General features: G+C 59.7%; 9 protein-coding genes. 6 read left to right on the top strand and 3 right to left on the bottom strand.

The annotated features are described in order from the left end of the window. The first annotated feature begins 815 nt into the window (after nt 1–815). Both BSY239_RS14485 and BSY239_RS22495 read left to right on the top strand, forming a co-directional pair. Nucleotides 816–2294, top strand: coding sequence for a tyrosine-type recombinase/integrase (locus BSY239_RS14485; RefSeq protein WP_083239990.1), 1479 nt, complete (start codon nt 816–818; stop codon nt 2292–2294). 357 nt (nt 2295–2651) lie between these two features. After that, entirely contained in the window at nt 2652–3299 is a 648-nt protein-coding gene (locus BSY239_RS22495) for a hypothetical protein (RefSeq protein ID WP_156775495.1), read from the top strand. Between the two features lie 466 nt (nt 3300–3765). Here the strand turns inward: BSY239_RS22495 and BSY239_RS14480 are convergent, their stop codons facing one another. The 3 genes from BSY239_RS14480 to BSY239_RS14470 all read right to left on the bottom strand — a co-directional run bounded on the left by BSY239_RS14480 (nt 3766) and on the right by BSY239_RS14470 (nt 6036). Continuing rightward, the gene (locus tag BSY239_RS14480; RefSeq protein ID WP_069047409.1) at nt 3766–4245 is read right to left on the bottom strand and encodes a helix-turn-helix domain-containing protein; all 480 of its coding nucleotides are present in this window, start codon (nt 4243–4245) and stop codon (nt 3766–3768) included. 176 nt (nt 4246–4421) lie between these two features. Further along, nucleotides 4422–5447: a nucleotidyl transferase AbiEii/AbiGii toxin family protein gene (locus tag BSY239_RS14475; protein WP_069047408.1), complete on the bottom strand. Its 1026-nt coding sequence runs from the start codon at nt 5445–5447 to the stop codon at nt 4422–4424. Beyond that, entirely contained in the window at nt 5440–6036 is a 597-nt protein-coding gene (locus BSY239_RS14470) for a DUF6088 family protein (RefSeq protein WP_069047407.1), read from the bottom strand. The genes BSY239_RS14475 and BSY239_RS14470 overlap by 8 nt, the downstream gene beginning before the upstream one ends. A 392-nt stretch (nt 6037–6428) precedes the next feature. Between BSY239_RS14470 and BSY239_RS14465 the strand changes: the two genes are divergently transcribed. The 4 genes from BSY239_RS14465 to BSY239_RS14450 are packed head-to-tail and all read left to right on the top strand — an operon-like array spanning nt 6429 to nt 13268. Next, the gene (locus BSY239_RS14465) at nt 6429–7919 is read left to right on the top strand and encodes a DUF3375 domain-containing protein (RefSeq protein WP_069047406.1); all 1491 of its coding nucleotides are present in this window, start codon (nt 6429–6431) and stop codon (nt 7917–7919) included. A 33-nt stretch (nt 7920–7952) separates the two neighbouring features. After that, nucleotides 7953–8645, top strand: a complete 693-nt coding sequence (locus tag BSY239_RS14460; protein ID WP_069047405.1) for a DUF4194 domain-containing protein — start codon at nt 7953–7955, stop codon at nt 8643–8645. Next, nucleotides 8638–12060 (top strand): ATP-binding protein, encoded by a 3423-nt coding sequence (locus BSY239_RS14455; RefSeq protein WP_069047404.1) that lies wholly within the window; start codon nt 8638–8640, stop codon nt 12058–12060. Before BSY239_RS14460 ends, BSY239_RS14455 begins: the two co-directional genes overlap by 8 nt. Next, nucleotides 12057–13268 (top strand): DUF3322 domain-containing protein, encoded by a 1212-nt coding sequence (locus BSY239_RS14450; RefSeq protein ID WP_069047403.1) that lies wholly within the window; start codon nt 12057–12059, stop codon nt 13266–13268. The genes BSY239_RS14455 and BSY239_RS14450 overlap by 4 nt, the downstream gene beginning before the upstream one ends. Nucleotides 13269–13275: the final 7 nt, after the last annotated feature.

The following is a 13275-nucleotide window of genomic DNA, read 5'->3' as shown; positions in this document are numbered from 1 at the left end:
CTTGTACTTCGGACATCCTGATTAATCCCTGTGATGTCATGCTCCTAGCGAGCAAAACTTTGAAAGACGTTCCTTCGTAGACGTCAATGTGAAGGCAACCCTCCCTGCTTGGGGAGGTTGCCTCGGACGCTTCGTTTTCTGAGCGTCGTACCAGCAGGTCACCAAGACCTGGCAACTGAGTTCGCCCCGTGGCTCAGGCAGGACAACCCCGCACAGGGTTGCTCCGTGCAATTCCAACAAGTCTCCTTCGGGGGATCCATTCAACGCTCTGAGCTACGGAGCATGAATGTGCGCGCGAGCGCACCTTTCAACTTACGTTTTGACTTTGCTCTGACGCCAGCCCTCGGGCGCGGTGTCACAAAACCTCCTCGCCCGGCAACTGCGCCGGGAGCCTTCCGGGCTTGAAATTGAGAAGTTTGGACAAGACAGCGAAGGACAACGCCGCATAAAAGTCATGCGGTGAAGTGAGTTCACCTGGGTAGTGACGAACTACCTCGATCTGGCCAATCACATACGGCCCTGTCCGAAAAAGACAGTACCCCCCCGACCGCCATTTCCGCGCCGGGGTGCCCGTCAACCAATGACGGTGGTCGCGCAGCTGCCCCACTGCGCCGACAGGACAGCTTGCTAAAGAAGCCGGGATTTCAAGACTTTGAGTGGCCTGTCCGAGGCGATGTATCGGGCAATCAGTAGCAAAGCCGAACTGTCAGAGCGATCTGGCATGTAGTCCCTCGTTCGTAGGGCTTCATCTGCAGGCATGGTGCCTGCAGATCAAGCCCCTCATCTTGAGGTTTGAAACCTTTTAGAAAGCAAATATGAAGAAAGCCTCCAATCGTCCAATGGGTCTGACCCGGATCAATCACGCAGTACATGCTCATGTCGGCGTAACGGGAAAGTCCTGTAAGAACAAGCGTGCTTTGACTCGCGCTGATACCCTGGCCACGGGGGGGCCTGGTAGCTATGTGGTCTTGATCAAAGAAGCGAAGGAAAAATTTCCCACCGACCCTTTCAAGCAAACGACTTACGTGTTGGGAAATGGTGATCTTCAGGCGCACACTGGACGCCGCCGTTCGGTGTCAGAAGCGACGCGAACTAGCTTCGGCAAGACCCTGATGCTCGCGATCGCTGATTTGAAGAAGCTGCGTATGCCGATTCAGCAGATTGATCAAATCGGACGAAAGCAAGCCGTCGCGCTGGTGGCGTATTGGGCGCTTGAGAAGGGTCAGTCTGCCGCGACGCTGACCACGAAGCTGAGCCAACTCCGCAAGTTTTGCGTGCTGATCGGTAAACCTGATGCCATCCCGATGCGGGAGGATTTGTATGCGCTGCTGGAAGCTGTAGGCGTTGACCGCTCTGCGCTGACTCGCGAGCAGGTCACGCCAGGAAGCAAGAACTGGAGCTCGGTGTCTGTTGATCCCAAATCGATCATTGCGCAGATCGCAATCGAACACCCGCATGAGGCCCTGTTGCTCGAACTGATGTTGTACTGGGGATTGCGCGTATCCGAGGCGCTGAGCTTGCGCCCGCAGGACTCCGATATCGGTAGCGAGTTGGAGGTGACCCGAGGGACAAAAGGCGGTCGCGCGCGGATGGTTCCTTACATGACTGATCCCTCGATTGCAACGTTGCAGCGTGACCTCCTGGATCGTTGCCTCGGCTGGTCCAAGGCATTCCCAAAGCTGGGTATGGGCTACCGGAATCTGACGATGGAGGCTGCCCGCAAGAAGTTCTACAACACCATGGAAAAGCTGGGCATTACTTTGGAAGGACTGGGTGTGACGCCCCATGGTTTGCGCCATGAGTTTGCTGCCAACTTGTTCAATGACATCACCGGGCACCGCCCGCCCGCTGAGGGCAATGAACCGCCAGACTGGTTCAAGGCAAACCGCCAGCTGGTGGAGGATGCTTACAAGCGTGTCTCGCGGGCACTGGGTCACACCCGGCCCGACATTTCGTCCGCTTACTTGGGTTCGGTCACGAAGATGAGCAAGCTCCAGAAAGAGCGTGTTGAGCGTTGGGTGCAGTTGGTAGAGAAAACGCCGGGCGTGGCGCAAGCGCTGATGCGCGCCGGCGTGGAGCGCGCATGGCTGACGGGTCGTGCTGCCAAGGGTCTCGATATTCACCCCGAGGAACAGGTGCATTTGACCGTCCAGATCAAGCCGGACTTTGATCGCGTCGAGCTCGGTGTCTCCATGGGTGTTCTTGATTTGTTGTTGAGCGGGCGCGTTTTGCTCGTCTTGCTTCACGGTGAAAACCAACCTGATGGCGGTGCTGAGGTTTTCTTCAAAGCGTAGCCGAAGAGTCGTTCGCGCCCATGTGTGGAAACATGGGCGTGGACGCGGTTTGCGGATTGACTGCGCGCCCATCGGTCGGTCACAGAACGGGCCAGAAGAAGGTCAATACTTTTGCTTGTTACCAGCGCAGACACCAAATGTTCGCTCTTGCACAACCTCTTTGCATCGGGAAGCCACATCGACCCCTCATTCAGTCCGCAAGGGGTCGATAACGAGGGGGTTTCCCTGCGATAGCAGGGGGACCGTGATCAATGAATGGCATTAACGTTGAGGCGTCGGCATCGTGTTTGAGCACGCTGTGCCTGCTTCCAAGGGCCTTGGCTCTTTAAATCCCCAACTGAAACTGGAACAGATTAAATGCAAGACGATCCTCCCAAGAACCCCAGGCAACAAAAGGCTTTTCGCAGGCTGAACGTTGCGAGTCCAAGTGCCTCTTTCCATGAGGTTCTGGTCGTAGCCCGGTCAAGAAACCTTGAGGCAATATGTAAAAACTTTATAGAGAGGTTGGCGAAGACGAACCCTTATGATGCATTGTTATGCAATCTGATGTTTGTCTCTGGTCTTCAGCTTTCAGAGGCACTGGCTTTCAAGCCACACGATTCGATTCGGCATGACGGATTGCATATTTCAAAGGGAACAATGGATGGACGGACACGTTTTATCCCCAATGCAAAGTCGCCACACTTGGCGCAACGGCAGCGCCTCGTGTACGAATGTTGGTTGCGCCAGACAACGAACAGCACTCAGCGCAACCTGTTCCTCGAAGGCTTGTCGATAGAGCGGAGAGCTTGTCGGTTCCAACGTGTGCTGGCCTTCCATCGTCAATTGAGTGGATTGAGCATCACAGATCACCATTTGCGCATTGCTTATGCACGCATGATGTTCGAGGACTGCATGGGGTACTCTCACCCTACTAAGGGTAGCTACTCGCTTGCATCAACGGAAGAGCATTGTTTGCTGGTGAAGGCGTCCATCCAACTGGTGATGCGAGCGATGGGTCACTAGGCGATGCACATATCCGTTCCTGTTTGCGAGCCCTTCCCAAAGTTATTGAGTCGATGAACTCACGATTCTGGGCAGTGTTCACGTTGACGCGAGCTTCCTTTGAAGACTTCCCAGAACTTCAAAATTCGGACGTGATGTACGCAGGGCCAGCTTCCCGAGTGGCAGTGGAAACAAAAATCACTCGGGCCATGATCCTCAACTTTCTCACAGATAGAAGAAGTCACATCCGGGAACTCTCAATGCAGTTCCAGCCCGCTGTGACTAAAGCTGTATGCAAAAGATCAATTGAAGCGGCTGGCCCACCTCCGCCCGGAAGGAGAGAAATCTTCTTGGCCCATCGTGCAGCCCGTAGAGTCAGGGCTTCTGCTTGAACTCCTCAGGTGAGCATGGAACGATCGACCAAGTCAAATACAGGTTCGGACCGTCAGCTGTCGGACCAATCAGCCCTGTGCCAAGGTTGAGGGCCTCAGTCGCTCTGGCTTATCAATGCCAACGCATCGCGCTTGCCCATTGCGAGCCTGTCAAGAATCTGAGGCACCCGAGAGGCCCTGGGAACAGCACCGCCTGTCTCCCATTTCCAGATGGACAAACCGGAGACGCCCAGCAGTTGGGCCATTTGTTCCTGGGTGAAGCCAAGTCGGGCGCGTTGGGCTTTCAGACGCTCCGCAGTGAACGTCACTTTACGGCCTGGCTTTCCTCGGGGTGTATCGGGTGTGGGTTTGGCCGTCGGCGAAGGTTTGGCCATGGAGCCAGAGGAGGAGGGCGCCGCCCGTATCTTCTCCAGCCGGTTCAAACTCGACTGAAGGGACTTGACCTCCTTCTTCAATGCCGAAAGGTCGGCTCGCTGTGTCGCGCCGAGCTTACGCAGCAACGTGATTTCTTCGCGCAGTTCCTTGCGGGCCACACGGGCGATCTCTTTTTTGAGGGTTTCGGCAAAGGTGGTCATACATACATAATACGACAGAGCCCGCGAGGCATCCCATACTTGTATGAAAGCCGGCGTATTTTTCTGGCGCGCGAGTCGGTATCGATAATGGGTGTTTTCAACACCAATTCGTTTGGGCGCCCTGAATCTGCACCTTGGTCGTATCTGCGTTGTGTGCCGCTATCGATCGACTCGACTTAGGTCCGAGCGGCAGCGTTGGCCCGAGCCTGAATCTGGGCGCAGGCCTGCATCAGTTGATCGAAGGGCAGGGCATCACCCACCATGACCTCGTCCTCCAGCATCTTGGCGTAGTCAGCGGCCAGCGCGTCTCGTGCGGCCCCCTCGGGCACGATCCGCAACGCGCCCAGGACGGCGAAGGTGTAGTTGATGGTCTTGTTGTCGGCGGCCTTCTCGCTGAAGAACCAGGACTTGTGTTCCGCTACCTCCCGGGCCACGGCGCGATCAGCAATGACAGCATCAAAGTGTTCACTGCGCATGATGGCCGCCAGGTCGTGCCAATGGCGCGCGTACCGCTCACCCCGGATGCGTCCCTGCGCGCAGTAGACGTGTGTCGCTGTGGCCTTCTCCCAGAAGGTCCGCGCCACACCCATCACCTGCGGCAATGCCTGGGGGAAGGACACGCCATCGACATGACCGGCCATGTCGCAGGTAACGGGCAGCACGCCGTGCGGCTCTCCGGTGGCCCTGCCACCAAACTCCAGCGTGATGACGGGTGAGACATACCCAGTGCCCTGCTTGATCGCTGGGTAGTGCAGCAGGAGTGTGTCGTGCTCCGCGCCTGCGATTTCCAGCGTTGCCCCAAGTCGCTCGCGCTCAAGCGCTGCCTGCAGATGGGGCTGTACGGTCGATCCGATCCAGTCGGGGAGCCGATCCCTGACGGCCTTGCTCCATCTGCTGGCCTGGCTGCGGCTTGCCGGGAGAAAGTACCCGTCACCGGTGAGATCCGGGATCAGTTTGCGGATGTCGTAGGTGAGGTCGATGTCCTCGGAGAACCGCTCAAAGATCTTGTACGCCTTGGACAGCGATGTGCCACCCTTGAAGGTGAGGTCGGCTGCAAACGGCGATTCAAACAAGACGCCGAGTGTCCAGACGACCCACAGGTCCTTCTCCAGCAGATGGGCAGGTCTGCCCGTCCTCGCCCGGGCCTGCTCCAGAACTTCGTTCTGGTCCTCCTTGTTCAAGTCGAAGTAGCGCTCAGCCACGCAGCGTCTCTTCGCCGATGGCCCTCGCCATCCAGGAGGGCAACGCCGCCCGGGCCGCCGCCAGTGCCTGCCACTCGGCGGGCGGCAGCGTGCGATGCAGGGTGCTCAGCGATTCGCTCACGTGGGAGGGCCCCATCCAGGCCAGGGCGCGCACGGCGGAGCCGGCCGGACCTGGGCCAAGCGCCAGCATCCAGCGCGGTGCGTGTTTCACCATGATCTCGGAGCGACCTAGCTTGAGATGGCGGGTGCGGCCTGAGGTCAGGTACACCTCGCGAATCGGCACCTGTTGGGTCAGCCCCAGGGCATTGGCCGCATTGGCTCCGTGAGGCGAGACGATCTCGCCATGTTGGGCGGCCAGGGCCTGGACGACTTTTTCAGGTGAGGGCGCACGCGTTCCGAACCGGCTGGACACAGGCATGACGTACGTGCCCCGCGCCACACGCAACAGCTTGCCCTCTTTGGTGAGGCGAGACAAAGCCTGGTCGACCGCATCGCGGCTTCCCATGTGCAGAAACTCTTTTGGCGACAACACGCCTCCCTCGGGCAGGGACTTTGCGTGAAGCAGGATGAACTCAGGGAGCGTGACCATAGTGAAACCAGTTTATCAGAAATACATTTCAGTTTCTGACATCAAGAATATCGTTCGTTGTCCTGAAAGTTGCTTGCTTTTCAGTAGGCCGTGCAGCGACGGGGGGTGCTTAGGATGCTAGCCAACCCACCCTTGGCGGCCTTGGTCGGGCTGCGCAGCCGCCCAGTGCCAGCCCAGTCACTGCGGCAGAGACCTGCTCATCAAGCGCCTCCGACCAAAATTCCCTCGCCCACGATGGAGATGATGTTCACGGCTTCGTTGCCGCAATGGCTGCGAGCAAGTGTCTGATCGGGCAATGGGATACTTTGGCAATATTCGCAGCCAAAGGTTGGACCCCATCGAAATTGCGCCCATGACACCTGTTGAAGGATTGAGCCCGTGAGTGGACCGCTGTGAACCACGCCACCCTCGTCACGCTTCGGGACCGCCACCCCGCCTGGAGGTTGCTGGCCTCGCCGCATGCGCCGCTGGTTGCCAACTTCCTGCACCGGGTCTTCGTGGCGCCGAACGAGCGCGTCATCAGCGAGGCCGACCTGGCCGAGGCGCTGGAGGACGAACTTTTTGTCTTGCGAGAGCAACTCGGATCCGAGACCTATCCCAAAGGTGCTTCGGAGTACCTCAACGACTGGGCGGCTGCCGACAAGGGCTGGCTGAGAAAGTTCTACAAGCCCGGTACCGACGAGGCGCAATTCGACCTGACACCGGCCACCGAGAAAGCCATCGCATGGTTGGGGTCGCTCACGGAACGGGCGTTCGTGGGAACCGAGTCACGCCTGCTGACGCTGTTTGCGCTGCTGGAGCAGATCAGCGCTGGCACCGAGACTGATCCGATCAAACGGGTCGACGACCTGCGCAAGAAGCGAGATGAACTCGATGTAGAGATCGCCCGCGTTCTGGCCGGCGATGCGCCCGCGCTGGACGACACAGCGGTCAAGGACCGCTTCCAGCAGTTTCAACAGCTCGCCCGAGAACTGCTGTCCGATTTCCGCGAGGTGGAGCACAACTTTCGCCTGCTCGATCGCAAGGTGCGCGAGAAGATTGCTCTCTGGGAAGGCTCCAAAGGAGCGCTGCTCGACGAGATCATGGGCGAGCGCGATGCGATTGGCGACTCGGACCAAGGCCGCAGTTTCCGCGCCTTCTGGGACTTTCTCATGTCCAGCAGCCGTCAGGAGGAACTCTCAGCGCGGTTGGATCAGATACTGGCGCTACCCGTGGTGGCTGCATTGAAGCCCGAGCCGCGCACCCGCCGCGTGCATCACGACTGGCTTGAAGCCGGCGAACACACGCAGCGCACCGTGGCTCAGTTGTCGCAACAGCTGCGCCGCTTTCTGGACGACCGGGCCTTTCTGGAGAATCGGCGCATCCTCGACTTGCTGCACGGCATTGAGAGCAAGGCGCTGGCCCTGCGGACTGCTCCCCCCACCGTTGGCTTGATGACGATCGATGCGATGGGGGCAGACGTTGAGCTTCCACTGGAGCGACCCATGTTCACGCTGAGTGTGAAGCCGCGTCTCGCTGATCTCGCGCTGGAGGTGGACCCAGCAGAAGACGACATCAACACCGCTCGATTGTTCGACCAGATCGTTGTGGACAAGGCGCGCCTGCGTGCAACGGTCCAGCATGCGCTTCGAGTGCGGGCGCAGATCACGTTGCGTGAGTTGATCAACGACGAGCCACTACAACAAGGGCTGGCTGAATTGGTGGCCTATCTGGAGCTGGCCCACGACGGTGACGTCGTTGGCGGTGGCTCAGCATCAGTGGATGGCGTGCGTGCTGTTGTTGACGAAACTGTTGAAGAGCCCATCCGGTGGATGGCGAGCAATCCAATGGGTGAGCCGGTGACGCGCGAGGCGCGTCTGCCCCGTGTGATCTTCACGCGATGACGTCCGTCGTCGTGGTTTGGAAGGGAGAAGAACATGACTGAATCGCTGCACGAGAGCCCGCCGGAGGGTGCTCCACTGGCCACTTTGCCGGCGGTGCCCGAGTTGACGCAACTGATGGTGCACCTGCTCAAGGGCGTGCTCTACCGTGAGGATGATGAGCGGTTGTGGGCGAGCCTCTTTCGTTTGCAGGCGCGGGTGCGAGAACAAGCAGCGGTGCTGCTGCTCGACCTGGTTCTTGATGAAGCCGAGGGTTACGCGTTTCTCAAGAGTCGCCCCGACCCAGACGAGTCGGAGGGCGTACCTCGGTTGCCCCGGCTCGTCGCGCGGCGCCCCCTGTCCTACCCGGTGAGCTTGATGCTGGCCTTGCTGCGAAAGCGCATGGCAGAGTTCGACGCCGGAGGAGGCGACACCCGCCTGGTTCTATCGCGCGACGAGATGTCCGAGCTGATGCGGGTGTTCTTGCCTGATCGGACGAACGAAGCTCGGCTCATCGATCAAGTGGACGCAACCATCACGAAGGTGGTCGATCTGGGCTTTCTGCGTCGGCTCAAACCCGCAGCCGGCAGCGGGCTGGACAGGGGGAACTACGAAGTGCGGCGCATTCTGAAAGCCTTTGTCGACGCGCAGTGGCTGGCCGACTTCGACGCGCGGTTGGAGGTTTACCGCACGGCGCTGGCCGGCGCTGTCTCTGGCAAGCCCCAGACCGAAAGGGCGGCCGATGCTTGAGTCGCCTTCGCTGTCACTGGATTTTGTGGACGACAACACCCGGGTAGGGTTTCGCTTGCATCAACTGGAGGTGCTCAACTGGGGCACCTTCGACAAGCGGGTCTGGCGATACAACCTCGAAGGCCGCAACGGCCTGCTTACTGGCGATATTGGTTCGGGCAAGTCCACCTTGGTCGATGCCATCACCACGTTGCTGGTGCCTGCGCACCGCGTGGCCTACAACAAGGCTGCAGGAGCGGATGCTCGCGAGCGCAGCCTGCGCTCCTACGTGCTTGGTCACTACAAGAGCGAGCGCAACGAGGTCACCGGTAGCGCCCGACCCGTGGCGCTGCGTGATGCGTCAAGCTATTCGGTCATCCTCGGCGTCTTCCGCAACGAGGGTTACGACCAGGCGGTGACCCTGGCCCAAGTGTTCTGGTTGAAGGATCCTCAAGGCCAACCTGCTCGCTTGTTCGTGGCGACCGAGCGGCCGATGAGCATCGCTGAGGACTTTGCCCACTTCGGCAGCGACATCACCGCATTGCGCAAGAAGCTGCGCGCCTCGGGCTGTGAGTTGTTCGACAGCTTTCCGCCTTACTGCGCCTGGTTCCGTCGTCGCTTCGGTATTGAGCACGAACAGGCATTGGAGTTGTTTCACCAGACGGTCTCGATGAAATCGGTGGGCAACCTCACCGACTTCGTGCGCAGCCACATGCTGGAACCGTTTGATGTGGGCAGCCGCATCGAGGCCTTGATCCGCCACTTTGACGACCTGGACCGCGCCCATCAAGCGGTGCTCAAGACCAAACGACAGGTTGAGCTGCTGACACCCCTGGTCGAGGACGGGCGTCGCCACAGTGCCTTGGTCTCGGAAATCCAGGGCTGGCGCGATGGGCGAGACGCGCTGCACCCGTATTTCGCAGGACTCAAGGTGGAGCTGTTGGATCGGCGGCTGGAGCTGCTTGAAGAGGACGCCTCCCGGTTTGATGTCCAACTCGAACGTTTGGGCGCCCAGCGCGATACCGAGCGATCGGAAATCGCGAAGCTGGAGCGCAACCTGCGCGAGAACGGTGGCAACCGGCTGGAGGAGCTGGCCGCCGACATTCGCCGCTTGGAGCAAGAAAAAGCTCAGCGCCAGCAGAAGGCCGATCGCCACACCACATTGCTGGCTCGCATTGACGAGATATCGCCAACCGACGAGGCAATGTTTCTCGATCAGCAACAAGCCATCGCTTCTCGCGCGGAAGGCTTGCGCGAACGCATCGCAGACTTGGACAACCGCGAGCGCGAGGAGGATTTTGCGTTTCGCAAGGGACGTGAAGAGCACACAGCCTTGTCCGAGGAGATCGACAGCCTTCAGCGGCGCAGGAGCAATATTGATGCTGCCCAGGTTCGCATCCGTGATGCGTTGTGCGCCGCACTCTCGATTGACGAAGGCGACCTGTCTTTCGCGGGTGAATTGATCCAGGTGCGCGAGGATGAGCGCGAGTGGGAGGGTGCCGCGGAGCGGCTGTTGCGAGGCTTCGGCGTCGCGTTGCTGGTGCCGGACGCGCACTACAAGGCTGTTGCGGAATGGGTGGACAGGCAGCACCTGGGCGCGCGCCTGGTGTATTTCCATGTGCGACCGAAGAAGCCTGGACAGGGTGCCAGCCTTCATCCGCAGTCGCTGGTGAGAAAGCTCGTCGTTAAACCCGATTCGCCGCACTACGAGTGGCTGGAGCAGGAACTTCGCAATCGTTTTGATGTGGCCTGTTGCGATTCGGGGGAGCAGTTTCGCCGCGAGACCCGCGCCATCACACGCTCGGGGCAGATCAAGGATCCGTCAGGCCGCCACGAGAAGGACGATCGCAGCCGCATCGACGACCGAAGCCGCTACGTACTGGGCTGGAGCAACGCTGACAAGTTGCGGGCCTTGCGTGACCAGCGCGAGCGCCTGGAAGACAAGCTGGCCACACTGGGCCAGCGCATGGGTGAGATTGGCGATGCACGCTCGGAGCTGAATGGCCGACTGGAGACGCTGGCCCGCCTGGAGGAGTTCTCGCGATTCGCAGACATCGACTGGATGAGCCTGGCGCGACAGATCGCGAACCTCGCAGAGGAGCACGCACGACTTGAGGCTGCGTCGGACACCCTGCAGGAGCTGGGCCGCCAGTTGAAAGAGGTTCAGGTCAGACTGAGCGAAACAGAGACCAAGCATGGCGATGCGTTGGGCAAGCGCGGCGAAGTAAGAGCCAAGCACACGGCGGCCGAAGATTTGCGGAATCTGGCCAGTGCTGTCTGTGATGCCGTGCCGCTCGATGGCCCCCGGGTTGATCGATTGAACGACTGGCGCGTTCAGGCACTCGGCGAGCATCAGCTCTCCGTGGAGTCCTGCGACAACCGCGAGCAGGACATGCGTCGATGGCTGCAGGAGCGCATCGACGCGGAGGACAAGCGCCTGGCACGTTTGACCGAGCGCATCGTGAACGCCATGCGTGGCTTCAAGGAGGAGTTCAAGGCAGAAACGGTCGAGATGGATGTGAGCCTGGCAGCGCTGCTCGAGTACGAACGGATGCTTGATGGTTTGAAGAGCGATGACCTGCCGCGGTTTGAAGCCCGCTTCAAGGAGCTCCTCAACGTCAACACCATCAATGAAATCGCCAACTTCAACGCCCAGCTCGCCCGTGAGCGCGAGACGATCAAGGAGCGTGTTGATCTGATCAATCAATCGCTTCAGGTGATCGACTACAACCCCGGTCGCTTCATCGTGCTGGTGGCCCAGCCCAGTCCTGATGCGGAGATCCGTGACTTCCAGCAGGATCTGCGTGCCTGTACCGAGGGTGCGCTCACGGGCTCATCTGATGAGCAGTATTCGGAGGCCAAGTTCTTGCAGGTCAAAGGCATCATTGACCGATTTCGTGGGCGAGAGGGACTGTCGGATGCCGACCGGCGATGGACCGCCAAGGTGACCGACGTGCGCAACGGATTCTTTTTTTCTGCGAGTGAGCGTTGGCGTGCTGACGGTGTGGAGCACGAACACTATTCCGACTCGGGTGGAAAGTCCGGTGGGCAGAAGGAGAAGCTCGCTTACACCGTGCTGGCCGCAAGCCTGGCCTACCAGTTCGGGCTGGAGTGGGGCGCCGTGCGTTCGCGGTCGTTTCGCTTCGTCGTCATCGATGAGGCGTTTGGGCGCGGCTCGGACGAGTCGGCGCAGTACGGGCTTCGCTTGTTCCAGCAACTCAATCTGCAACTGCTGATCGTCACACCGCTGCAAAAGATCCACATCATCGAACCTTTCGTGGCCAGTGTTGGCTTCGTCCACAACGAAGGAGGGCGGGATTCCAAGTTGCGCTGCCTGTCGATTGAAGAGTATCGCGCGCAGAAAGCGGAAATTCAGGCAGAAAGCCAGATGGCAGGAGACGCTGCGACCAGAGCTGCTGGAGGCGCAGTGACATGAACTGGACGACAACGGAAGACCTTCGCGCCCAGGTTCAACGCTTGTGGAATCGTGGGGACTTGCTGCGATCTTCGGTTTCGAGTTCTGTGATCTGGCCCGTACGTCTGTCGCTGAAGGTGCCCAGCGCAGGCGATCTCTCTGATCGCTTCGAGGCCGTGCGGGACTGGTTGAGTGCCTTCGCCGCCACTCCTCATGTGCGGATTGAGTGGCGAGATTGGAACCATCGGGTACAGGGAGCCCAGCGTCTGCCGTCTGCCGTTTGGATCGACACGCTTCAGTTGGCATTGGCTTTGATCGGAAAAACCAGTCAGGCACAACGCTTCGAGGCGATGTGGCAACGGACCGCGATCGCGCAACCCAGGCTGCTGGATTGGATGTCCCGGCGTCCGCTGCAGGCCCTGGATCTGATCGATCGGTGGGATCGCCTCTTGGCGGTTGTTCATTGGCTGCAGGCTCATCCAAGTCCCGGCGTCTACCTGCGGCAGGTGGACGCGCCAGGTGTGGACAGCAAATTCATCGAGGTCCACCGGGGGGTGTTGACCGAGCTGTTGGACCTGGCGCTACCGCCCGAGATGATTGACAACAGTGCGAGCGGGGCATCACAGTTCGCCCGCCGTTTTGGCTTCCTGGACAAGCCGGTGCGGATTCGTTTCCGATTGCTCGATCCAACCCTGCCCAGCTTGTCGGGTTGCCAGGGGTTGCCGGATATCACGCTGGACGCTTCTAGCTTCGCTGCGCTCGAGCTGCCCGTTGATCACATATTCATCACGGAAAACGAGACCAATTTTCTTGCCTTCCCGCCGGTGGCGAGAGCCATCGTTGTGTTTGGTGCGGGCTACGGCTGGGAACCGTTGGCGCGGGCTGCATGGCTGCACCGAAGCCACTTGTCCTACTGGGGTGACATCGACACCCATGGCTTTGCCATCCTTCATCAGTTGCGTAGCTACTTTCCCCACGCATCGTCTTTCCTGATGGACCGTGAGACGCTGCTCGCACATCGTTTGCAATGGGGCGAGGAGACTGAGCCTGCACGCCACGAGCTGTCGAGCCTGACGGTGGAGGAGGCTGCGGTTTATGACGAACTGCGCTTCGATCGCATCCAACCCAGGTTGAGATTGGAGCAGGAGAGGATCGGATTTGGGTGGTTCTCAGTTCACCTCAGCCGTATGTCCTCGGAGTTGCACAGAACGACGTCACAGTTCTCGTGAGGTTGGT

The organism is Hydrogenophaga sp. RAC07 (assembly GCF_001713375.1).
Taxonomy (GTDB): domain Bacteria; phylum Pseudomonadota; class Gammaproteobacteria; order Burkholderiales; family Burkholderiaceae_C; genus Hydrogenophaga.
The sequence above is the reverse complement of the archived record's forward strand: the minus strand, read 5'-3'. Positions and strand labels throughout refer to the sequence as shown.

What these genes read in the sequence shown, in the direction of transcription:
- BSY239_RS14455 (WP_069047404.1), top strand. Translation starts at nt 8,638, where the DNA reads ATGCTTGAGTCGCCTTCGCTGTCACTGGATTTTGTGGACGACAACACC.
- BSY239_RS14485 (WP_083239990.1), top strand. Translation starts at nt 816, where the DNA reads ATGAAGAAAGCCTCCAATCGTCCAATGGGTCTGACCCGGATCAATCAC.
- BSY239_RS14450 (WP_069047403.1), top strand. Translation starts at nt 12,057, where the DNA reads ATGAACTGGACGACAACGGAAGACCTTCGCGCCCAGGTTCAACGCTTG.
- BSY239_RS22495 (WP_156775495.1), top strand. Translation starts at nt 2,652, where the DNA reads ATGCAAGACGATCCTCCCAAGAACCCCAGGCAACAAAAGGCTTTTCGC.
- BSY239_RS14470 (WP_069047407.1), bottom strand. Translation starts at nt 6,036, where the DNA reads ATGGTCACGCTCCCTGAGTTCATCCTGCTTCACGCAAAGTCCCTGCCC.
- BSY239_RS14460 (WP_069047405.1), top strand. Translation starts at nt 7,953, where the DNA reads ATGACTGAATCGCTGCACGAGAGCCCGCCGGAGGGTGCTCCACTGGCC.
- BSY239_RS14480 (WP_069047409.1), bottom strand. Translation starts at nt 4,245, where the DNA reads ATGACCACCTTTGCCGAAACCCTCAAAAAAGAGATCGCCCGTGTGGCC.